This is a genomic window from uncultured Shimia sp. (assembly GCF_947493595.1).
GTDB lineage: Bacteria > Pseudomonadota > Alphaproteobacteria > Rhodobacterales > Rhodobacteraceae > Shimia.
Genome location: NZ_CANLRL010000009.1, coordinates 25,958 through 48,404, shown reverse-complemented (window position 1 = coordinate 48,404; position 22,447 = coordinate 25,958). Strand labels below are relative to the sequence as shown.

General features: G+C 58.7%; 16 protein-coding genes. 6 read left to right on the top strand and 10 right to left on the bottom strand.

Annotated features, from left to right (window positions below; genetic code table 11):
- Positions 1 to 70 precede the first annotated feature (70 nt).
- From Q0955_RS17850 to Q0955_RS17830, 5 genes are read left to right on the top strand one after another with little or no spacing between them, the layout of a single operon-like run.
- Complete coding sequence (locus tag Q0955_RS17850) at positions 71 to 2,158, top strand: hydantoinase/oxoprolinase family protein (protein WP_299427145.1); 2,088 nt, start codon at positions 71 to 73, stop codon at positions 2,156 to 2,158.
- Positions 2,155 to 3,861, top strand: a complete 1,707-nt coding sequence (locus Q0955_RS17845; protein WP_299427142.1) for a hydantoinase B/oxoprolinase family protein — start codon at positions 2,155 to 2,157, stop codon at positions 3,859 to 3,861. Before Q0955_RS17850 ends, Q0955_RS17845 begins: the two co-directional genes overlap by 4 nt.
- Positions 3,861 to 5,078 (top strand): FAD-binding oxidoreductase, encoded by a 1,218-nt coding sequence (locus tag Q0955_RS17840; RefSeq protein ID WP_299427139.1) that lies wholly within the window; start codon positions 3,861 to 3,863, stop codon positions 5,076 to 5,078. Before Q0955_RS17845 ends, Q0955_RS17840 begins: the two co-directional genes overlap by 1 nt.
- On the top strand, positions 5,078 to 5,842 hold the full coding sequence (locus Q0955_RS17835) for an HpcH/HpaI aldolase/citrate lyase family protein (protein ID WP_299427136.1): 765 nt from the start codon (positions 5,078 to 5,080) through the stop codon (positions 5,840 to 5,842). Before Q0955_RS17840 ends, Q0955_RS17835 begins: the two co-directional genes overlap by 1 nt.
- A gap of 2 nt (positions 5,843 to 5,844) precedes the next feature.
- Positions 5,845 to 6,681 (top strand): NAD(P)-dependent oxidoreductase, encoded by an 837-nt coding sequence (locus tag Q0955_RS17830; protein ID WP_299427133.1) that lies wholly within the window; start codon positions 5,845 to 5,847, stop codon positions 6,679 to 6,681.
- Here the strand turns inward: Q0955_RS17830 and Q0955_RS17825 are convergent.
- The 10 genes from Q0955_RS17825 to Q0955_RS17780 form a co-directional block, all read right to left on the bottom strand.
- Complete coding sequence (locus Q0955_RS17825; protein WP_299427130.1) at positions 6,678 to 7,862, bottom strand: NnrS family protein; 1,185 nt, start codon at positions 7,860 to 7,862, stop codon at positions 6,678 to 6,680. The genes Q0955_RS17830 and Q0955_RS17825 overlap by 4 nt on opposite strands.
- A 166-nt stretch (positions 7,863 to 8,028) precedes the next feature.
- Complete coding sequence (locus tag Q0955_RS17820) at positions 8,029 to 9,480, bottom strand: globin-coupled sensor protein (protein ID WP_299427127.1); 1,452 nt, start codon at positions 9,478 to 9,480, stop codon at positions 8,029 to 8,031.
- Between the two features lie 345 nt (positions 9,481 to 9,825).
- Complete coding sequence (locus tag Q0955_RS17815; RefSeq protein ID WP_299427124.1) at positions 9,826 to 10,719, bottom strand: FAD:protein FMN transferase; 894 nt, start codon at positions 10,717 to 10,719, stop codon at positions 9,826 to 9,828.
- Positions 10,716 to 11,237, bottom strand: a complete 522-nt coding sequence (locus Q0955_RS17810) for a nitrous oxide reductase accessory protein NosL (RefSeq protein WP_299427121.1) — start codon at positions 11,235 to 11,237, stop codon at positions 10,716 to 10,718. Before Q0955_RS17810 ends, Q0955_RS17815 begins: the two co-directional genes overlap by 4 nt.
- A complete protein-coding gene (locus tag Q0955_RS17805; protein ID WP_299427609.1) occupies positions 11,234 to 12,055 on the bottom strand; it encodes an ABC transporter permease subunit in 822 nt (273 codons plus the stop codon). The genes Q0955_RS17810 and Q0955_RS17805 overlap by 4 nt, the downstream gene beginning before the upstream one ends.
- The gene (locus Q0955_RS17800) at positions 12,052 to 12,942 is read right to left on the bottom strand and encodes an ABC transporter ATP-binding protein (RefSeq protein WP_299427118.1); all 891 of its coding nucleotides are present in this window, start codon (positions 12,940 to 12,942) and stop codon (positions 12,052 to 12,054) included. Before Q0955_RS17800 ends, Q0955_RS17805 begins: the two co-directional genes overlap by 4 nt.
- Positions 12,935 to 14,194 (bottom strand): nitrous oxide reductase family maturation protein NosD, encoded by a 1,260-nt coding sequence (locus Q0955_RS17795; protein ID WP_299427606.1) that lies wholly within the window; start codon positions 14,192 to 14,194, stop codon positions 12,935 to 12,937. Before Q0955_RS17795 ends, Q0955_RS17800 begins: the two co-directional genes overlap by 8 nt.
- A 6-nt stretch (positions 14,195 to 14,200) precedes the next feature.
- On the bottom strand, positions 14,201 to 16,108 hold the full coding sequence (gene nosZ / locus Q0955_RS17790) for a TAT-dependent nitrous-oxide reductase (protein ID WP_299427116.1): 1,908 nt from the start codon (positions 16,106 to 16,108) through the stop codon (positions 14,201 to 14,203).
- A gap of 18 nt (positions 16,109 to 16,126) precedes the next feature.
- Complete coding sequence (locus tag Q0955_RS17785) at positions 16,127 to 18,241, bottom strand: NosR/NirI family protein (protein ID WP_299427603.1); 2,115 nt, start codon at positions 18,239 to 18,241, stop codon at positions 16,127 to 16,129.
- Between the two features lie 56 nt (positions 18,242 to 18,297).
- Entirely contained in the window at positions 18,298 to 18,783 is a 486-nt protein-coding gene (locus Q0955_RS17780; protein WP_299427113.1) for a DUF2946 family protein, read from the bottom strand.
- Between the two features lie 294 nt (positions 18,784 to 19,077).
- Between Q0955_RS17780 and Q0955_RS17775 the strand changes: the two genes are divergently transcribed.
- On the top strand, positions 19,078 to 22,044 hold the full coding sequence (locus Q0955_RS17775) for a Hint domain-containing protein (protein WP_299427110.1): 2,967 nt from the start codon (positions 19,078 to 19,080) through the stop codon (positions 22,042 to 22,044).
- Positions 22,045 to 22,447: the final 403 nt, after the last annotated feature.

Genomic DNA, 22,447 nt, shown 5'->3' with positions numbered 1-22,447 from the left:
AATCTAATAATTGGATTTCATGAAGTCTGCGCTCTACCCTTCGACACAAGACAGAAGGAGGCGCAATCAGATGCCATCACACAGGACCCGCTTGGGCGTCGACATTGGCGGAACCTTCACCGATGTGGTGCTGGAAATCGACCAAAAGCGTTTTTCCACAAAAGTGTTGACCACCTACGCCGCGCCGGAAAACGCCATTGTGGATGGCATGCATCAGGTCTGCGCCAAGGCCGGTGTGACACCCACCGCCATCGACCAAATCATCCACGGCACCACGTTGGCCACCAATGCGTTGATCGAGCGGCGTGGCGCCAAGACCGCGCTGATCACCACAGAAGGCTTCCGCGATGTGATCGAAATGCGCACCGAAAGCCGGTTTGAGCAGTATGACCTGAACCTCACACTTCCAGAGCCGCTTTTGCCGCGCAACCGCCGCTATGTGCTGCGCGAACGCATGGATGCCACAGGTTCCGCGCTGATCCCGCTGGACCGCGCCGACATCGAGGCGCTGGCCGACGAGCTGGCCGAAGCCAACTACGAAAGCATCGCTGTGGGCCTGCTGCACTCCTATGTAAACGACGCTCACGAACGTCTGATCGCAGAGGTTCTGGCGGAAAAACTGCCCGACGTGATGGTCTCGTTGTCCTGCGAGGTCTCCCCGCAGATGCGTGAATATGAACGCTTCAACACCACCATCGCCAACGCCTACATCAAGCCCCTGATGAAGTCTTACCTTGGCCGCCTGAAAGACCGGTTGGCGGACGAAGGCGCAGCGTGCCCTGTATTCCTGATGCACTCCGGCGGCGGTATCATGTCGTTAGAGAGCGCCGCAGATTTCCCCGTGCGTTTGGTGGAAAGCGGCCCGGCTGGCGGTGCGATTTTTGCAGCCGACATCGCGGCCAAGCACGGCCTCAGCAAAGTGCTGAGCTTTGACATGGGTGGCACCACCGCCAAAATTTGCCTGATCAAAGATCAGACACCCAAAACCGCCCGCGTGTTTGAAGTTGCCCGCACCTATCGCTTCAAAAAAGGGTCCGGCATGCCAATTTCGATCCCGGTGATCGACATGGTGGAGATTGGCGCAGGCGGCGGCTCGCTCGCCCATGTGGACGCGATGAACCAAATCCGCGTTGGCCCGGAGAGCGCTGGGTCCGAACCCGGACCGGCCTGCTATGGCCGAGGCGGCGACACCCCCGCCGTGACTGATGCCGACCTGATCCTGGGTAAGCTTGATCCCAACAACTTTGCGGGCGGATCCATCCCGCTACATCCCGACAATTCAGCCAAGGCGCTGGACACCGTGATTGGCCAAACGCTGGACATGGACGCAACCGAGGCGGCCTTTGGCCTCGCGGAAGTGGTGGACGAAAACATGGCCAACGCCGCCCGCGTGCATGCGGTGGAAAACGGCGAGGACCTGTCTGAGTACACGATGATTGCCTTTGGCGGTGCCGCCCCGCTGCATGCCGCAAGGCTGTGCGAAAAACTTGGCGTCTCCCGTTGTCTGGTGCCGCAAGGCGCGGGCGTCGGCTCCGCCATCGGCTTTCTGCGCGCACCGTTTAGCTTTGAAGCCAACCGCTCTGTCTTCATGCGACTGAGCGATTTTGACCCCGCCAAAGTCAAAGCCCTGTTTGACGACATGTCTGATGAGGCCACCCGCTTTGTGCGCTCCTGTGATGCGGATGCAGACATCCTGCGCGACCAAAAAATCTACATGCGCTACGCCGGACAGGGCTGGGAAATCCCCATCTCCCTCACCGCCGAGCAAGCCGCAAACCCCGACGCGCCCACCTTCCTGCGCCTGTTTGAAAGCGACTACAAAGCGCTCTTTGGCCGCGCGGTTGAGGGCATGGAGGTGGAAATCACCGTCTGGAGCGTGAACGCCTACACCGCTCAGGACGCGGCCACGCCCCTTGCAGACACAGGCACGCTGACGCCCCTCGGTCCAACCATGACACGCCCCCTCTTTGATCCGGCCTTGGCCCAAACCGTGGACGCCGCCGTCATCGCCCGCGCTGACCTGCCAACCAGCCATATCGCCCAAGGGCCAGCCGTGGTGACCGAAGATGAGACCACCGTGGTTGTGCCCGCCAGCCGCGAGGTACTGACCCACGCCGACGGCACGCTGGACGTGCGCACAAAGGAGACCACGCAATGACCGAGCACAGCAAAGTTGCCTATCAGGTCATGTGGAACCGCATGATCTCCGTGGTCGAAGAACAGGCGCAAGCGCTTGTCCGCACGGCCTTTTCCACTTCCGTGCGCGAAGCGGGCGACCTCTCTGCCGGGGTTTACAACGAGGCCGGAGACATGCTCGCCCAAGCGGTGACCGGCACCCCGGGCCATGTAAACGCCATGGCCGACGCCGTGGGCCATTTCATCCGCCGCATCGGGCGCGACAACATGTTTGAGGGCGACGTTTATCTGACCAACGACCCATGGGAAGGAACCGGCCACAAACACGACATTACCGTGGTCACGCCATCTTTTCACAACGGTGCGCTGATCGGTTTTTTTGCCTGCACCGCGCATGTCACCGACATCGGCGGGCGCGGTTTTGGCGCGGATGCCAATGACGTACACGAAGAAGGGCTTTATCTGCCAATCATGAAGTTTGCCGACCGGGGCACGGTGGATCAAACCCTGCTGGCGCTGATCCGGGGCAACGTACGGGAGCCGGATCAGTTGGTTGGCGATATCTACGCGCTGGCAAACTGCAACGAGATTGGCCACCGCCGCCTGATCGACATGGTGGAAGAGTTTGGTCTCTCCGATCTGACTGGCATCTCCGACTTCATCCTGACCAATTCCCGCGAAGCCACTTTGGCGCGCATCAACGCGCTCACACCCGGTGAAGCTGAAGGACACTTGCGCATTGACGGCTACGACACACCGATCGACCTGCACGTCAAACTGACCATCGAGAAAGACCGCATTCTCAGCGATTGGGACGGCACGTCCGGCCTCGACAAAAAAGGCATCAACGTGCCGCTGGTCTACACCAAGGCCTATGCCTGCTACGCATTAAAATGCGCCATCGCTCCGGAAATCCCCAACAACGCCGCCTCATTGGCCCCGTTTGAGATCACCGCGCCGGACAACAGCATTGTGAACGCCAAGTTCCCGGCCCCGGTCGCGCTGCGTCACGTGATTGGCCATATGGTGCCCGACACGGTCTACAACGCGCTCGACAAACTGCTGCCCAACACCGTGCCCGCCGAAGGTGCGGGGTGTTTGTGTAACTTCCAGGTCTCCCTGCGCCCCCGCATGGACGGCGACGCGCCAGCAGATGCTGTGCGCGCCGAGGTGCTGACTTTCAACTCCGGTGGCTCCGGCGCGCGCCCCTCATTGGACGGCATGAATGCCACCGCCTTCCCCTCTGGCGTGATGACCATGCCGGTGGAGGCCACCGAACAGGTTGGCCCTGTGCTGATCTGGCGCAAAGAGCTGCGCCCGGACAGTGGCGGCGCGGGCGAATTCCGTGGCGGTCTGGGGCAATACATGGACGTCGGCGCACGTGAGGGCCACGAGTTTGACATCTCCCTGATGCTGGACCGCGTGGACCACCCGGCGCAAGGCCGCCGCGAGGGCGGCGCCGGTGGGGCCACCCGTCTGGCAAGGTCTGATGGCGCTGCGGTGCGCGGCAAAGGCAAACAATTCATACCCCACGGCACAGTGGTGCAAATGGGCTTCCCCGGCGGCGCTGGCTACGGTAACCCAAACCGTCGTGATCCGGCGCGTGTCAAACGCGACCTTGCGCTTGGCTACATCACTCCGGAGCACGCCGCAGAGCATTACAACATATCGGCAGATGAGATTGCCGAGGCCCTTTCGCGGGCCAAACGGGGGGAGATTGTCTAATGGCAGCAGGCGCAATGGCCACCAAGCCAACCAAAACAACTTACGACGTGGTTATCATCGGTGGGGCGATCATGGGATCCTCCACCGCATGGTTTTTGTCCAACAATCCGGATTTTAGCGGCTCGGTTCTGGTGGTGGAAAAAGACCCATCCTACGAATTCAGCTCCACTGCCCACACCAACTCCTGTATGCGACAGCAGTTTTCCAATCAGCTGAACGTCCAGATCTCGCAGTTCGCCGCCGATTTTGTGAAAAACCTGCGCAAGCATATGGGCGGAGATGACCGCGTGCCGGAGTTGGATATTCAGAACTACGGTTATCTCTATTTGGCGGACGACGAAGACTTTGCCCAAACCCTGCGCGACAACCAAAAGGTGCAACTTGCTGCCGGGGCCGAAACCGAACTCCTGAGCGCAGAAGACATCGCCGCGCGTTACCCTTTCTACAATGTGGACGACATCCTGCTGGGTTCGATCAACACCAAAGACGAGGGGTATTGGGACGGCGGCGTGGTGTTTGACTGGTTCCGCCGCTCCGCCCGCGAACGTGGTGTCGAATATGTACAGGGCGAAGTGGTCGCCATGGCACGCGATGGCGGCAAAGTCACCTCGGTCACCCTCGCCTCAGGAGATGTTGTGTCCTGCGGTCAGGTGGTGAACGCGTCTGGTCCGCGCGCCGCACGCACCTCGGAAATGGCCGGCATCCATATGCCGGTGGAACCGCGCAAGCGCTTCACCTGGATTTTTTCCGCTGAAACGCCGCTGGATATGGAACTGCCTCTCACGATTGATCCCTCCGGCGTGCATTTTCGCCAAGACGGCCCTGAAACATACCTAGCTGGATGTGCCCCCGATCCGGACCCGGCTGTGGGTTTTGACGACTTCCACATGGATCACAACCGCTGGCAGGATCACGTCTGGCCGATCATCGCCACTCGCATTCCGCAGTTCGAGGCGATCAAAGTTGGCGCCGAATGGGCCGGACACTACGCCTATAACACGCTGGATCAAAACGCGATTTTGGGCGCCCATCCCGAGATCACCAACTTCATATTCCAGAACGGATTCTCCGGCCACGGGCTGCAACAAAGCCCCGCCATGGGCCGTGCCGTGGCAGAATTACTGACCTACGGGGAATTCCGCACCCTAGACATGGCGCCCTTTACGTTTGAACGTGTGCTCAACAATGATCCCATAGTTGAGAAGGCCGTGATCTAATGGTGCAATCCAACCCGTTCCTGACCGCAATCCGCGATGGCAAACCGCAAATTGGCCTCTGGGTCTCACTTGGCGACCCCCTGACCACCGAAGTGGTCGCGGGCGCAGGCTATGACTGGCTGCTCTTGGATATGGAGCATGGCGCGGGCGAGCTCTCAGACGTGCAGGCACAACTGCAAGTCATCAAAGGCTATGACGGCACCGCCATTGTGCGCCCGGACTGGAACGACCCAGTGAAAGTAAAACGCCTGATGGACGTTGGCGCGCCGGGGTTGCTCTTCCCGATGGTGCAAAACGCTGAGGAAGCCGCCGCCGCGGTGGCCGCCACGCGCTACCCCCCCAAAGGCATCCGTGGATATGGCGGCACCACGCGCGCCACAGGCTTTGGCCGCGACAAAAACTACACCGCAACCGTGGACGATCAGACCGCCGTGCTGGTGCAAGTCGAGTCCCTGCAGGCGCTGGAGAATGTCGACGCTATTGCAACCACCGATGGCGTCGATGGGGTCTTCTTCGGTCCCGCCGACATTGCCGCCGACATGGGCTACCTCGGCCAAGCCATGCATGACGACGTCTGGGCCAAAATCCTGCCCGCCGCCATGCGGCTGATTTCCAAGAAAATCCCCGTTGGCACCCTGGTGCGTGACGTGGGTTTTGCCCGCCGCCTGTTGGGCGCGGGGTTCACCTTTGTCGCCTGCGGCTCGGATGCCGGCCTTTTGGCCCGCGCCGCTGACACTTTACTAGAAGACGTGAAAGCTCCCTGATCATGAAGAAACTTGTCCTCACCGGCGCCGCTGGCCGCCTTGGCTCCTACCTGCGTGAGCCGCTGACCAAACTGGCAGATGAACTGGTCTCCACCGACATCACTGAGGACATTGGCACGCTTTATGCGGGTGAACGCTACGTGCAGGCCGATCTGGCCGACTTGGATGCCATGCTCGAGGTGCTGAAGGACGCCGATATGGTGGTGCATTTTGGCGCCATTGGCGATGAGGCCCCGTTTGAGGAGATCCTCGGCCCCAACATCATCGGCGCACATAACGTCTGGGAAGCCGCCTACCGCAATGGTGTGAAACGGGTGGTTTATGCCAGCTCCGTACACGCCGTGGGCATGCACAAAATTGCCGACAACATCGGCATCGACGCACCGCACCGCCCCGACACTTTTTATGGCCTCGCCAAGTGTTTTGCCGAAGACTTGGGCCGCATGTATTGGGACAAACGCGGAGTAGAAAGCGTTCACATGCGCATTTTCTCTTGTGCGCAAGTGGTGGCCCCGCGCTCGCTTTCCACATGGCTCAGCTATGAGGATCTGATCCGCATGGTCACCGCAGCAATCACCGCGCAAACCGTTGGCTTTTCAATTGTCTACGGCATTTCCAACAACGACCGCGCCCCGGTGCACAACACCGGCGCTGGTCACATCGGTTACAAGCCGCAAGACAACGCGGAACAGTTTGCCGAGGCCATCCTTGCCGACGCGCCGCCAGCCGACCCAACCGATCTGGCGCAGATGACCATTGGCGGGCCGTTTGCCACCATTCCGCTGGGCGAGAGCGGTCTCGCAAAAATGACCATCGTGGACGACAGCAAGAAAGCCTAAGCGCCTTTTACGTCCACGCGGGGGGCCACAGACATTGGGAAAATCGCGATCAGGAACAACACCATCGCCGCCACCCAAAGCCCCCCGGCCAGCATCAGCGTAAAGTCGTACACCGCCATCAAAAAGCTCTGCCCGACCCAGCGCATCAGCGCGGCAGCGGCCATGGCGCCGTAAGCCCACACCACAGGCTTTGGCGCAATCAGCGCCCGCCCGGTGTGCCCCAACGCGGCGCGGCTCATCACCGCCAGCGTCATGCCACCGACACAGCCGATGCCCAGCACGTGAATGGCCGCCAACTCCTGACCAATGCCAAATCCAGACAGCCCCCATAGGATCAGGCCAAGCGCCAGAAACCCCATGCTGATGTGCAGCGACCATAGAATGGGCTGGCTTGTGGTCCACAGGCTTTTCCACCCGCTCAAGCGCAACAACTGCGCCGCGCCAGCCACCAATGCCACGCAGGCCAACAGCACACCAATGCCGCTCATCGCGGCCCAGGGCAGCACCAGCGAAGTCACAATCGAGGCTTTGTTGAGAATGTCTGGTGTTTTGGGCCAGTCCGCCTCCGGCACCTCTACACGCTTCATGGCGTTGCGTGTGAATGCCGGTGTGACCCGGCCTCCCAACACGCCAATCAAACCAACCAAGGTCATCAGCCCGCCGTTGATCCCCTGACGCGCGGTGTCATCAGTCAGGCCGGTCCATTCCAGATGCACCAACAGGTTGCTCACCCAAAGCGCCACCAGCATCGACAACAAGATCATGTTCTGCGGTTTGGGGCGTTTCAGCAGTTGGCTCAGGATTTTCCACGCCAAAACAGGCACAAACGCCAGATCCGCGACCATTGCTGCCATTGGGGGCACCACACCCAGCGGCCACAGGGCGATGCGCCCGATCAGCCACAGCCCAAAGACACCGGCAATAAACCCGATCCGCGCGCCTTTTGCGCCGGTCCAATTGGGCACTGCGGTTAGGAAAAACCCGCCAATTGCTGCTGAACCGTAGCCAAAAATCATCTCATGGGCGTGCCACTGGCTCGGCGCCATCTCAAGAGCGTCCAGCCCAGCGCCGCCTGCGGCCAAGGACAAGGTCCAAAGTATCCCTGCCCCGGCGCCAAACACGCCTGCTGCAAGGAAGAAAACCCGAAAACCTTCGGAGAAGACACGAAATAGCGCGGACATGACTCACCTGATAAATTACCTGCTCCCGGCCAAGGTAAGTCGGGAGACTTTGCGCAGACTTGACCAAAACCAAGCCGGATCGACAAAGTGAGAAAAAGTCGCAGCGAAAACGAAAAAGGCCGGAACGCGCAACGCTCCGACCAAACCACATTCCTGCCTTTGCTGATTAGGCAGCAACCCTGCCAGCGTCATCCTGTGCCTCGCAAACCGCAGGGTCTTCATCATCCGCGATGTCTGCCAAAACAAACTCACCTACCAGATGCGACATTGAAGTGGTGTCGCGCTGCATCGAGCCCACAGCGGCGGCAGTTTGCTCAACCATGGCGGCGTTTTGCTGGGTCACATTGTCCAACTGAGACAGGCTGCTGGAAATTTGGCTCAACCCTTCGGACTGCTCTTTGGAGGAGTTCGCCACCTGTGATGTGAGATTCGCAACCGATTCAACTTTGTTCACAATGTTCCCCAAGACTCGCCCGGCCTGATCCACCATCTCAACACCGTTCTCCACCAGATCAGACGAGGCTTTGATCAACTCGCTAATCTCGGCCGCCGAGTCTGCGGCTCTCTGTGCCAAACTCCGCACCTCTGAGGCCACCACGGCAAACCCGCGCCCGGCGTCACCTGCACGCGCGGCTTCCACCCCTGCGTTGAGTGCCAAAAGGTTGGTTTGAAAGGCAATCTCGTCAATCACATCCGTAATTTGTGAAATCTGCGCTGATGATTCGGCAATCTCGCGCATCTTGGCCACGGTTTCCCGCATCACGTCCTGCCCGGTTTGGGCCTGCTGATGGGTCTGCGCCATCATCGTGTCAGTTTCCTGGGTCGCGCTGGACGACGACTGCACGCTTTTGGTGATCTCTTCAACGGACTGCGTTGTTTGCTCCAGCGTCGCAGCCTGTGTTTCCGTGCGCCGCGCCAGATCATCCGCGCCGGAGTTCACTTCAGCTGCTGTCAGATCAAGGTCATCGGTGGCATTTTTGATCGAGCACATCACCGCGCCCATATCCTGTTGCAGCTGATTGAACCCAATACGCATGCCATCATAGCGCGCGGGAAAATCGCTACTGTCTGGCCCTGGGATCTGCTGCGACAGATCTTTGTTGGCCATCCTCTGCATGCCGTCTTGCAAGTATCCGAAGGCCAGCGTCTGTTCCGCCTGCTGCGCCTTGAAGTAGGCTTGGATCACCAGGTTCATATCGAGGGTAAAGGCGCGCGTCAGAGCAGAGAGCTGCTGCGCGATTTCTGCCTTGGCCATTGGGCCCATAAACTTGCGACCCCGCTGCATGAGGCGGGTTTGGATATAGGACGTGGCGCGAGAATACCCAGCCAAATAGAGATCAAACGGCAGTTCAATGCGAAAGTGTACTTCGCCGATAGTTTGCGTGGCCTGATAAAAGCTCTCATCAAACTGCCCATTCAGAAGCATTGTCCAATGCTTCTTTTGCTGGCTGCGGGCGTGGGCCAGCATCTCGTCAGAATTAAAGAACTTGGCCGCGCCTTCCTGCGCCATTGCATAGTCATAGAAATAGTCGAGAATTTCGTCCAACCAAGGCGTCACTCTGGCACCCGCGCGAATAAGCGCGTCACCATCCTTGCCGTCGAGTCCAAATTGCGTCACGGCGGCAGTCAAAGTTGTAGTCATCGTTAATAGTACCTTCGTTCCCTGGTATAGAATTCCGATACCAATCTAGGGAAATGATCCTTAACAGAAGGCTTACAAATGTCCTGCCATGTGATGGCTTCCAGCGGAATGGTAAATTTTACTATTTCCCCTGAAGTACTTAGGCGCGACCTTCACATATTGGATCCCGAAACGAGGGCAAAAAGCGCAAAATTCAAAGCCAGTCCAATCACGCGTTCCGCATGAAACCCGCAGTGCAGGCACAGCTTAACAGGCACAAAAAAAGCCCCCCGCACGTCAGTGCGAGAGGCCCAAATTCTCTGGGCAAAACGCCCTTTTATCTTAGGCCAGCGCTTCGATGCGCGCACCGGCAAACTGATCCACCATGGAGCGGCCAGCGGCCTCATCCATCAGGCACAGCGCGGTGGACAGCGCATCTGCCACAGCGGCCTTTGGTGCGGACACAGAGGCCAGCGCCTGAACGCTTGCTGCGCCGTTTGGCAGGAAGATGTGACCTTCGGTGCCGGACAGAACAGTGGCCGACGGCGCGGAGGTTGCCAACGCACGGTCGGTCAGGGTCACGCGGGCAACGATGTCACCTTCTGGCGTGGCCACACCGGCTTTCCAGCCAGCGCCATCCGCCTTGGTGCCCAGAGCAGCCACTTCGCCCATATCCATCAGCACATTGGTCAGGCCTGCATCTTTCATCAGCGCCACAACGCGGTCGGTGACGTAGCCCTGCGCGATGCCGTTCAGGGTCAGCGCCATACCGTCGGAGTCAAACTTCACAGCAGCTGTGTCAAACTGCACGTTCTGCCAGCCCACGAGGCCCTGCGCATTGGAGACGTCACCTTTGCCACCCTTGGCCAGCCACAGCGGCTGCACGGATGGGTCAAACGCGCCGCCGCTGGCTTTGTTGATGCTGTCGCTCAGGCTCAGCACTTCCAACAGCTCTGGCGCAGGCGCGGACAGAACACCGTCACGGTTCAGCGTGGTCAGCGCGCTGTCGCGGTAGAGGGAGAAGATGCCTTCCAGACGGGACAGCTCAGCTTCCACCGCGGCAAAGATTGGCGCCGCTTCAGAGGCGCTCATACCGGCAATCTTCATCTGGGCAGGCGCGCCCAGCGCAATACCAGACCAGGTGGCGGTTTCGGTTGCGGCAACGGCCATGCCCGCAGGCACAGCGGCGCTCGCTGCGGCGATGGTCAGAAAACGGCGGCGGTTCAAACGGGTCATGACGGGGTCTCCAACGTCTGATCTAAATCTATCGGTCCAAGGACTGCTTCGGTGGGAATAGCATCCAATGACATAATTTGCCCACCCCATTGGGTCGCAAAATTTGCCGCATCTTGCAGTTCTTTGAACGGAACCACCTCCTGAGCGCCCATTCCACCGGCCACTTTGGCCCCAACCACAAAATGTGCGCCCTCTGCGAGCACCCAGTTTTCGATTCCCGGCTGCGCCCAAGATTGCGCCTCGCCCATGTCGCTCACGTATACGCCGATGATTTTGGCGTCCCGCTCGGGGCTTTTAAGATAGGCCACCATGTCGCGAGTCTGCGCAAAGAACAGCGGCGCGGGATAGCCTTCCAAGTGGATCTGGCCTTTGGGCCCGCCATGTTCCGCGACATTCATCTGACAAAAGAAGCTCAGCGCCTCTTCGGTCAAGGGCACCGGATCAGGTGGCGCCACAGCGGCCTCTTCCTTACAGGCGGCCAAAGCCAATAGCGCGGCCGCAATCAAGGGTAGTCTCATGGTTCCACCCTCCGGAAGGCCAGCCGGGCAAAAGCAAAGCCCAACAGAGGCCAGATTGCCAGAGACAACGGAGCCGCCCAACTTGGCAAGGCAGAAGCCGCACCAACCATACCACTGGCCAAGGCCACGCTTTCAGAGCTGGCAATGTTCCACAGACGGAAGGCGTCCGCCGGATTGGCCACCATCAGCCAGGGGAACAGGGTCTCGGTGAACCAGCCGCCAGTGTCCATCACCACTGCGCCCAGCAGACCTAGATCATACAGCACCACAAAGATCAGCCAAAGACCTGCGGCCATGCCAGCGGCCGCCGTGGCGGATTTCGCAAGCGAAGACACCATGTATCCCAATGTCAGAAACACGCCGCCCAACAGCACCGAGGTGCCGATAAGGCGCAGAAGCGCCAAAACGCTGTCTTGCCCTGCGCCGCCCATGTAGGCTGCGATGGCCCCCGCCGTGCCAAAGCCAATGGTCATGGCGATGGTCAGTGCCGCAAGGTGCGCCGCAAACTTGCCCAACAGGATTTCGCCCCGTCCGGCTGGATAGCTGAGCAACAGGCCCAAAGAGCCGCGTTCCGCATCCCCCGCCACGGCATCAAACGCCATCATCAGCGCCAACAGAGGCGCGAGATAAACGGACAGGGTGGTCATCGACGTCACGGAGACCGTCAGCATGTCCACGCCCAGAGTGCCGGTGGGCGCGCTACCTGCAAAGGTCAGCGCCAGCGCAAACAGCACCATGATCAGGGTTGCCATGAATAACCAGCGGTTGCGCGCCAAAATGCGCATCTCCGCCTGTGCAATTGCCAGAAACCGCATCAGTGCAACTCCTCTTTGGCATAAAATCTATACAGGTCTTCGAGCCGTGGCGGGGTGATATCCACATCCGCCACCGCGCCGCCCATCTCGGCAATCTTACGCAGCATTTCCATTTTGCCTGCGGCGTCGATCTCGATTTCCACCGAGGCGCCGTTCATACGACGCCCGCCAGTGACTTGAACCAGCGCTTCGGCGTCCGAAGTGGCGCGCACACGCATCTTGGTGCGCAATCCAGCTTTGGCAGACAGACCTGCCAACGTGTCATCGGCCACCAAATGGCCTTTGCGCATAATCGCAATCCGATCCGTGCGCGCCTCAACTTCGGTCAATGCGTGGCTGGCGATCAGCACGGCACAGCCGCCCGCAGCCAACTCGTCAATGATGGCGTAGAGGTCTTGGCGGGAAATTGGGTCCAACCCGCTGGTCGGCTCATCAAGCAAAGCCAGCTTGGGTTTACCCAGTAGCACTTGCGCCAAACCAAGACGTTGCCGCATGCCTTTGGAATAGGTGCCAATGCGCCGGTCCAACGCATCCGCCAGCCCCACACGCTCCAGCAAGCCGGCAATATCAGCCTTCTGCCCCGCAAGCCTTGCAAACAACGTCAGTTGTTCACGCCCTGTCAAAGCCGGATGAAAACTCACCGCCTCCGGCAAAAACGCCGTATCCGCACGTGCCGCTCCGCTGCCCGGCTTGTGGCCCGCAATCTTCACACTGCCACCGCCCATCTTGGTCAGGCCCAACACCGTTTTGATCAGCGTCGACTTGCCTGCACCATTGTGGCCGAGCAGGGCCACCCGTTCGCCAGAGGAAACCGTGAGGTCCACCCCATGCAAAACGCGCGTTTTGCCCCGATCTTTCACGAGGCCTTGTATGTCTAGGATCTTATCCATCTTGGTCCACCTTCTCGGCCGCCGCTGGCCGAATGGGTTTCATCAAAGGGTGGCTGTCAATCACGCCCCCCGGCAACAACGCCGGAAAAGCTGATTGCGACCACCGCACCATCTGCACCGCAGGTGAGCCGAGCAGCATTTTTGCCGCCGGTTGGCTCCAGAGCACATGGTCCATCGAGTCGTTTGGTCGATAGGGGCTGTCCGCAAACCCGTCGCCGTTTACGTCAAAGGCTGCATTGTCGCTCCAGTAGTTGCCACGGCCCTCCTCGGACCATTCATGCCACTTGGTGGAGACAAATTTCACCTGCGTGCGATTGCCCACAAAGGCATTGCCCACAATCCGGTTGTCCTGAGAACCAGCTGTAAAGTGAATGCCAATGCCACAGCCCTCAAACCAGTTGTCGGAGAAATCGTTCTTGTTGGAATTATAGAGGAAGGTGCATTTCTCCTTGGCGCCCTTCACATAGTTCCCGGTGATCTCACTGCGGTTGGCATAGTTTAACATCACCCCATGTTCGCGGTCATTGATCGACACGTTGTTTTTGACCTTCACATGGGTTGTGAACATCACCGCATAGCCCAGATCATTGCCGATGCTGACATTGCCGGTCACTTCGGAGCGGTCCGCATACATATAGTGCACCGCAAAGCGCAGCTCGCGGAACAGGTTGTCCCGGAAAATGTTGCGCTTGGACGAGTTCACAAAAATCCCGTCGCGCCCCCATTTCACGTCATTTTTCTCAACCACAGCGCCGGGTGCGTTCCACACATAAATCCCGTTGCCGCGGCGGTTCATCAACCGGTCCTGCCGTCCCTCAATACGGTTGCCCGCCACCAGCGCATCTTTGGCGCCGTGAATGTCGATTCCGTAGAGGTTGCCTAGCAATACATTGTCCAAAATCTGCGGCGCATAGGCAGTTTTCTTCAACTGAATACCGCTGTCGATGTCCTCGTGCCGATCGCCAGAGCCAACCACTGTCAGCCCGCGCACCACCACATCGTCGCCTGTCACTGTAATCACAGACCCGTTGCCCTGCCCATCAAGGGTGGCATGGCCCTGCCCGTCCAGCGTCACGGTTTTGTCCAGCACCACCGTCTCATTGTAGGTGCCAGCAGCGAGGCGAAGCACGTCACCGTCCTCCGCCTGCGCCAGTGTCTCGGAAATGGCCCCGTCCCGCAACGGCACGTCCCAGTCAGCCGCCAAAGAAGCGGAGGCCAACAGAGCAAACACAACGGAAAGGGACCATTTCATCATGACTTATGCACCTTTTGGCTCAACAAACATCCGGCCGCGCATTTCCATGTGCAGCGCGTGGCAGAACCACTGGCAGTAGAACCAGTGTACACCGGCCCGAGCAGCGGTGAAGGTCACAGAAGCGGTCGCCTGTGGGCCCACTTCCATCGCCACACCAAAGTTCGCCATGCAGAAGCCGTGGGTCAAATCGTCAATGTCATCCAGGTTGGTGACAATCACAGTGACCTCATCGCCTTCGGTGACAGTGAAGTCCTCGATGGCAAAGTTTGGCGCCTGGCTCGACATGTAGACGCGCACTTTGTTGCCGTCCCGGATGATCTGATCCTGCCAGTCGTCCAGATCCACGCCGTCCGCTTCCGCTTGCTTGCGGGTATCTTCCCAAATTGGGTCGTTACGGTCATAGGCGTTTTTCGGGTTCACGATGTCACGGCGTACAATGATGCTGTCATGCGGTTCGGCAAAAGTTGGCCCATCATGCACCACTTTCATCTCGCTGCCTGTGATGTCGATCAACTGCTCGTTCTCTGGTTTCAAAGGACCGGTGTTCAAGAAACGGTCTTTGGAGAACTTGTTCATCGAGATCAGCCACTTGCCGTCGGCCTCTTTGGTTTCACCCATGGAGGTCGAGTTGTGGCCCGGCTGATAGTGCACATCCACTTTCTCAAGGATCGGATCCACATCTTCACCGGCATACTGTTTCACAGCCGCTTCAAGGTTCCATTTCACAACCTGAGAGTCGAGGAACAAGGTTGTGAAGCAGTTGCCCTGACCGTCATACGCGGTGTGAAGTGGGCCAAGACCCAACTGTGGTTCTGCCACAATTGCGGAGCGTGGATCGGCGTCTTTGTAGAACACGTCGTCCAGCTTGGTCACATCCATCACGGAGACGGTTGGAGACAGCTTACCAGCGATACAGACGTGCTTGCCGTCTGGTGCGGTGTTGATGCCGTGTGGCGAGTTTGGAATTGGCACGTAACGGGTGTAGTTTTTGTTGGAGCCCTTGCGGCCATCCACAACCTTCACGCCGTTCAGTTCCTGATAGTCGCCGGTCTCGATCGCTTTCTCGATTTCCGCGATGTTGAAGACAACAACGTGGTCCAGTTCGCTCTCGGTCATCTCCGCCAGGGTCATGCCCATCTCGGAGTTATAGGAAGTCGAGTAGGCGTATTTACCTTGGTAGTCACAGTCGGTGTTGTCGAGGTTACCCGAAACAATCACCTGCCACGCCACTTCCATGGTGTCGCCGTCAATCGCCGAGAAGATGTTTACGTACTTCTCTGGCTCGTTCAGGATTTTACCGTCATTCACCAGCGGTGCTTCGTGCTCGCCGTTTGCAAACACATAACCGGTACGTGGGTATTTCTGTGGACGCAGGCCGTGAATGTCGTGTGCGTTCGGGATCTCGATGATCTTGTCACACTTCATCACGTCACAACGCACACGCGCCACACGGGTGTTGGCTTTGTCGTTCATGAACAGGAAGCGACCATCGTAGGTGCCGTCGGTGAAGGACATGTGTGGGTGGTGAAGGTCACCGTTGTCGTAGGTCACCTTGCCGTTTGCGGCGAGGAACTCTTTGGTTTTGTCGGTCAAGCCTTCGGTCAGAACCTTCAGCGATTCATTGGTCTGGCCCCAACCGGTTGCGGAACAGCGGTTGAACACAGGCACACGCATCAGCTCACGCATGGATGGCACGCCGAGCACACGCAGTTCACCACTTTGGCCGGAGGACCAGAAGCCGTAGTATTCGTCCAGTTCACCTGGCGCCATGGAGGCCTTGCCAGCGGCGGCGGCTGGGCTAGCGCCACCGACCAGTGAACCCACACCGGTACCGGCCAGAACCGCGCCGGTCGCTGCCGCGCCCATCACGCCACGACGGCTGACTTTCATATTTTTCAGGTCTTCAGACATTGTTCCCTCCTTAAAGGTCTATGCAGTCTTTGCATTTGGATGATTGGCCGGAGCAGATTTCTTCGGAATCTTGATCTCAGCCGAGCCCGTTTTCTCGCGCCGCTTAAGCTGGCGGATCACAACAGGACATTTGGCTTCGCTCTGATAGAGCACCTGACAATGCAGGCAGTTCACGCATTCGTTGGGGTTGATTTCCCCGGTTGGGTGAATGGCCTGTACCGGACATTCATTGGCACAGGTCTGGCACGGGCTACCGCACTCTTTGTAGCGACGCAGCCAATCAAACATGCGCATACGCGCAGGGATCGCGAGTGCCCCACCCAGTGGGCACAGGTAGCGGCAGTAGAAGCGTTCAATGAACAGCCCCGCCACCAGCAACGATCCGGCAAACACAACAAACGGCCAGTCACGTACAAATTTCAGAATGATCGCGGTTTTGAACGGCTCGACTTCGGCCAGTTGCTCCGCAGTTTCCAAAGACGCCAGCGACACGCCAAACAGTCCTAGGAAGATCATGTATTTAATCGGCCACAGGCGCTCATGCAGCCCCCACGGCAGGGTCCATTGCGGCACTTTGAAGTAACGCGCAATTTGGTTGGTCAGCTCTTGCAGCGCACCAAACGGGCACAGCCAGCCACAGTAGGCCCCGCGGCCCCAGAACAGCAACGCCGCAGCGATGGCAAACCATTGGATGAACACCAGCGGATCCATCAGGAAGGCATCCCAGGTGAAACCCGAACGCATCGAATTTGCCAGCGCCATGATATTCACCACTGACAACTGCGCATTGGCATACCACCCAATGAAGAACAGCGTGAACGTCAGATAGCCAATCCGGAACCAATAGAACCGGCGCGCGTTCCAAGTGGCTTGGAATTGGAAGAAGAAGACAGCGGTCAATACCAGAAGCATCACGCCAAGGATGGCAATTTCTGTGACTTTGTCTTTCCAGATGCGCTGCCACAAAGCGGCCTTCGCCGCCGCTTCATCCGCAGCACTGTCTACAACTGCCGCCACAGGCAAAGGCAGCAGGTAGTCATCAGGAAGACGATACCCAAGGTCCCAGGTCAGGAAGACACGGTCAAGCGCGCCCACCGAGCGTTGCACCAGAAGCTGCAAACGGAACGGTTGCGCCGGATCAAACTCCGCTTCCGCCGGAATTTTAAAGAGCTCCAGCTCGACAAAGCTTGGGCTGTCAGTGGTTTCCAACGCCCGCAGACGGCGGTGCTGTTTGTCAAAGAAACGCACCGAGTTGTCGCCTTGGATCAGCTGGATACGGTCAAAGATGCCGCCCCGCACATAGCCGGAGCCTTTGAAGCTATACTTGCCGCGACCCAACACCAGAATGGCGTGTTCACCTTCATCAAGCCATTCAACAAGGTTTTCATATTCATTGTCACCCAGCAGCGAGCGGCCAATCGACGGCACAGACACCAGTGCCATATGCATGTCGATAAACGTGTCGTCCAACTCACCTTTTTCTGGGCGTTTTGCAGCGCGTTCGTCATCCATCTCGGCAAACGCTTGGTTGACTTGCCCCACATCCAGCGTCATCCGCCGCACAGAGCCGTCGCCTGCCAATGTGGTCCAGTCCTGAACCGCTTGATTGGCCATGTCCAGCTCACGCTTCGGGCCGGTTTCTTGCACCGCAAGCCCACCCAAGCCTAAGGCCCGCGCCACTTTGATGCCGCCGCGCACAAGGCTGTCGTCAATGATCATGATCGTCACAGTGGCGCCGGAGATGATATCGAGATCATGCCCCTCGCCGCCTGTTTCCGCCTCAACCTTCAGGTCAAGACCAGCGTAACCTTCGGTCAGCGTCACCATTTTGCTGTTGGGAATGCCAATCAACACAATTGGCTCGCTGTGTTTCACCAGCTTCACACCGGTCAGCACTGCGTCGTCGTCAATGGCTGCGACCACATGGATCGGCTTGCCCGAATATCCGGTGGTGCCGACAAAATCAGAGGTCAAAAACGCCCAAGCCACGGTCTCGCCGCCCTTGAGCACAGGCGCGACTTTCACGTCCTCGCGCACCGGGCCAAACGCGTCGGCCCCCTCTGCCAGTTCGGCAGGATCTAACTCTGTTAGGAAAGACGCCAGGCTGTCGGCTTTGGCTACATCTGCCATCATGAGCCCAAAGGCACAGACAATTGCAGACACCCAGGTCGTAAATGCGCGCTTCACAATCACAGCGCACCTCCTTCTGTCGGGTTCGCTGTCATCACATGGCCCGCGCGGGCCATTTCATTTTTATATTGGGGCCCACACGGCGGCCCGCGGGTCATCGGGCGCTCCCACGCCTTGCTGACAAACACAGCAGAGTCCGCCTTGCACACCACCACTGACATAGCAACGCCATCAGCTGCGCCCAAAGCAACAACGCCGGCATCAATTCCGGAGACACCGGCGCACGTCACGCAGGTCAGACATTTGGGGCAGCCGCCGTGGCTCGGAGACTGCGGCGCGCGCTTTTCAACGGAGCCATCTTCCCGCAACCGCACCATCACCGGTCCGGCATCCGCACAAATCTCGATCCAATCGCCACTTTGATCGCCACTTGCATTGGCATGGGCCATCTGTGGCACCATCATTTGCACCACCAACGCGACAACAGCCAACAGCCCGGTCAAAGACCGGCTCAGGCGTGCGCAGGTAGGCGAATCGGAGGACATTGGGCGCTCTCAAGAACTATTTCTTGCGCCCTTAGTAGCCGCCCTCACCCTCCAGCAACTTGATCCTTATCAAGCCGCGCGTTTCATTTCCGTCAAAAACTCACCCCAGCGGAAAAACTTAGCCACCCTGCCCGCCATCGCTTACCAAAGCTTAACCCTAACCCTTTGCATTAAAACAAAATCCCACTCCAATCCGAGGCAAATTTCACATTCATGAAACTCTCGCAAAAAGTGCATTTTAGGACCTCATTAAGCCCCTCCTCCTACGACCAAGGACACTAAGGAGTGAGTGGAATGACGACTTTTACGGGGTATTTGGTTAGTCTCGACGTGGGATCAGACGGACTGGGAACCGGGGACGAAATTGACTCTGGGCTTGGCGGCGCCAGCATTTTCACACAAGAAGACATGCCAATCGGCACCGGATCCGTGGCCTTCCCAGGCACAAGCACAATCACCGGCACATTTTATACGCAAGACGGACAGGCCTACTTCGTGCCCGACGACTCAAATGTCGATCCAGGCAACAGTCTTGGCTATATCGACAGCTTCACGGAAGCCCTCGAGGGCAGCCGTGGAGACGATGCCATCCGGGATTTGGACAACAGCGACGATGTCATCCATGACACCGATAGCGATATCTATGGCAGTACCGGCAACGATATGGTCTTCGCTGGCGGCGGCAACGACACCGTTGTCTTTGGGGATGGCAACGACAGCATTTACGGTGGCGAAGGCGATGACCAAATAGGTCTCTGGACCACCGGCTCGGGTGACAACGCGCTCGACGGCGGCGCTGACAATGACGTCATCATCGGCGGTAGCGGCAATGACCAGATCACCGGCGGGACCGGTGACGACACCATGTATGGCGCAGGCGGCGACGACACCTTTATTGGCGGCGACGGCTCCGATCAGGTCTGGGTGACCGACACTCAGCACAACGCGGTCATCGACGGCGGCGATGACGCCAGCGGCTGGGATTTGGTGGGCTTCTCCAACTCCACGTCTACGGACGGTGTGAACGTCACCTTCACCGGCGACAAATCCGGCACCTATGATTTCAAAGGCACCGATGGCTCCGGCAGCTTTGACGGCATTGAACACATCGCCGGCACCAGCTTTGGCGACACCATCGACGCCACCAACGTGACCACCTTCCAGACGTTGGAAGGCTTTGGTGGGGACGACTCCATCATTGGCGGCAGCGGCGACAGCTACATCTACGGGGGCGATGGCAACGACACCATCGATGGCGGCGACGGCAGCGACAACATCTACGGCGGCAGCGGTAACGACGAACTGAAAGGCGGCAGCGGCAACGACAACTTCTACATTGACGAGTCCGACGACGTCACAAATGTCGACGGCGAAGGCTGGTGGGACGAGGTCTATTTTGACGCCGCAAACACCAACGCGGGCGTGAATGTCACCTACAGCGGCGACAATGCGGGTTCTTACTCTTTGGGCGACGCTTCCGGCACCTTCGCCAATGTGGAAATGCTCAACACCACCTCCAACGATGATTACATCGACGCCAGCGCGTCAACCGATGGAGAGCTGGCCTCTTTGGTCGGCGGCAATGACACTTTCATTGGCAGCAGCGGCGATGACGAGGTCTGGGCGGGCACCGGCGATGACAGTATCGAAGGCGGAGACGGCAACGACGAGCTTGTTGGCGAAGAAGGAAATGACGTTCTAGACGGTGGCACCGGCGACGACACAATCTATGGCGATGAAGGCGACGACACCATCACCGGCGGCTCCGGCAACGATGAGCTTCACGGTGGGGACGGCAACGATGTGTTCAATGTGTCTGCCACAGCTGGCGCGGACAGCGACGACGACGAACTCGAGGCTGCTGTCCTGGACCTTGGCGGTTTTGGCGAAGTCGAACCTGCCATAGCCGAGCTGCCTGGTTTTGAACTCAGTTTGGACGACGATGACGACGTCGCGGAAATTGATGTCTATGATCCTCCGTTGGAAGATGACGCGGATGCGGCTGATGATGAGGTTGACGATGACGTTCTAGAGCCCGCAGTCATGCCGGGAGACGACAACGAAAAAGAAACCGACGACGATGATGTCACAAACACGGTGACCATCGACGGCGGTGCCATGCATGATACGCTCAATATCGACGCGGGCGACTACGATACAGGTGCAACCGTCACTTTCACCGGCAACGCTACTGGCACCTTCGAAACCGGCGGCGTCAGTGGCTCGTTCACCAGCATCGAAGAAATCCACACCACCGAAAACGCAGACTCCATAGATGGATCGGCCGCAAGCGAAGGCGCTACTTGGGTCACCGGAGGCGGCAATGACACCATTATTGGCACCAGCGGCAATGATACCATCGCAGCTGGTAGTGGTAATGACAGCGTTTCTGGCGGTGACGGAAGTGACACTTTTGTACTCGACGATGGCAGTGGCGTTGACACGATTTCCGATTTCCAAATTGGTGGCGAAGAGTTTGACCAGTTGGACGTGTCCGAGCTGCACAACGCAGCTGGTGAGCCGGTGACAGTTCATGACGTGACCGTCCAGGACAACGGCACGGGCCATGCTATCTTGTCTTTCCCCAACGGCGAAACGGTCCAACTCATGGGCGTCGACCCCGAAATCCTCGACAAGCCGATGTTGCACGCGATGGGCATCCCCTGCTTCACCACCGGCGCAATGATCACCATACCGAGCGGCGAAATCCCAATCGAACATCTGCGTGTGGGGGACAGGGTACAAACGCTGGATCACGGACCACAGCCGATTGTCTGGATTGGCAAACGCCATCTGACACAAGCGGACCTGCTAGCCTTCCCGAAACTGCGCCCGGTGCACATCCGCGCTGGCGCGCTTGGCAACGATCGGGACATGCTGGTTTCGCCACAGCACGGCATGATGACCACGCAAGACGGCGACACACCGCAGTTGGCGCGCGCCATTCACTTGGCCCGCAACGGCGGCCCCGGCTTTCGCATTGCGCAAGGCGTGCGTGAGGTGACTTACTATCACCTGATGTTTGGGCGCCACGAGGTCATCATCGCCGACGGTGCCCCGTCGGAAAGCTTCTACCCCGGCCCCATGGCAATGGGCGCCCTCGGCACGGCAGAGCAGCGCGAGATTGCCCATCTCTTCCCGGCGCTTCTGACCGGCAAAGGTGCGGCCACCTACGGCCCCACCGCCCGAGGGTTCCTCAAACGTCGAGAGCTGACCCGCGACACCGCGGCGCGGTTTGAGCCCAAACGCGTCTTTGCCTGACACCACAACAAGGCCCGCTGTGTGCTTCCGCCGCGGGCCTTGTTAACACATGAGTTAACAAAAAAACGCACCTCCGCGAAACAGTCGCGATACCGACACGATACCGACGTGCCAAATCGACAATGGTTAAGCGTTAACCCGCAAGCCGCGGTACTTGATCATCACAAAATTGAAGGGGCCCGAAAGCCCCTTCGTATTCGTCATAAAAATAGTGTCGTCAAATCTGGACCACCACCTCAGACACACACCCGACGGCGAAAACGCATTGAAAATACCTCACATCTTCTGTGCCGGACCGAAACGGTCCCCCAACTTAGCAAAAGCAGAAAATGCCCAGCCCACGATCAGTCTTGGGGAGACCGATGTGCAACCTCTTTGAAAACACCTCGCCACCACTCACTTG

Bases quoted from the DNA above. Each gene is read 5' to 3' on its own strand.
- Q0955_RS17850 (WP_299427145.1), top strand. From the start codon at position 71: ATGCCATCACACAGGACCCGCTTGGGCGTCGACATTGGCGGAACCTTC.
- Q0955_RS17845 (WP_299427142.1), top strand. From the start codon at position 2,155: ATGACCGAGCACAGCAAAGTTGCCTATCAGGTCATGTGGAACCGCATG.
- Q0955_RS17840 (WP_299427139.1), top strand. From the start codon at position 3,861: ATGGCAGCAGGCGCAATGGCCACCAAGCCAACCAAAACAACTTACGAC.
- Q0955_RS17835 (WP_299427136.1), top strand. From the start codon at position 5,078: ATGGTGCAATCCAACCCGTTCCTGACCGCAATCCGCGATGGCAAACCG.
- Q0955_RS17830 (WP_299427133.1), top strand. From the start codon at position 5,845: ATGAAGAAACTTGTCCTCACCGGCGCCGCTGGCCGCCTTGGCTCCTAC.
- Q0955_RS17825 (WP_299427130.1), bottom strand. From the start codon at position 7,862: ATGTCCGCGCTATTTCGTGTCTTCTCCGAAGGTTTTCGGGTTTTCTTC.
- Q0955_RS17815 (WP_299427124.1), bottom strand. From the start codon at position 10,719: ATGACCCGTTTGAACCGCCGCCGTTTTCTGACCATCGCCGCAGCGAGC.
- Q0955_RS17810 (WP_299427121.1), bottom strand. From the start codon at position 11,237: ATGAGACTACCCTTGATTGCGGCCGCGCTATTGGCTTTGGCCGCCTGT.
- Q0955_RS17800 (WP_299427118.1), bottom strand. From the start codon at position 12,942: ATGGATAAGATCCTAGACATACAAGGCCTCGTGAAAGATCGGGGCAAA.
- Q0955_RS17795 (WP_299427606.1), bottom strand. From the start codon at position 14,194: ATGAAATGGTCCCTTTCCGTTGTGTTTGCTCTGTTGGCCTCCGCTTCT.
- nosZ (WP_299427116.1), bottom strand. From the start codon at position 16,108: ATGTCTGAAGACCTGAAAAATATGAAAGTCAGCCGTCGTGGCGTGATG.
- Q0955_RS17785 (WP_299427603.1), bottom strand. From the start codon at position 18,241: ATGATGGCAGATGTAGCCAAAGCCGACAGCCTGGCGTCTTTCCTAACA.
- Q0955_RS17780 (WP_299427113.1), bottom strand. From the start codon at position 18,783: ATGTCCTCCGATTCGCCTACCTGCGCACGCCTGAGCCGGTCTTTGACC.
- Q0955_RS17775 (WP_299427110.1), top strand. From the start codon at position 19,078: ATGACGACTTTTACGGGGTATTTGGTTAGTCTCGACGTGGGATCAGAC.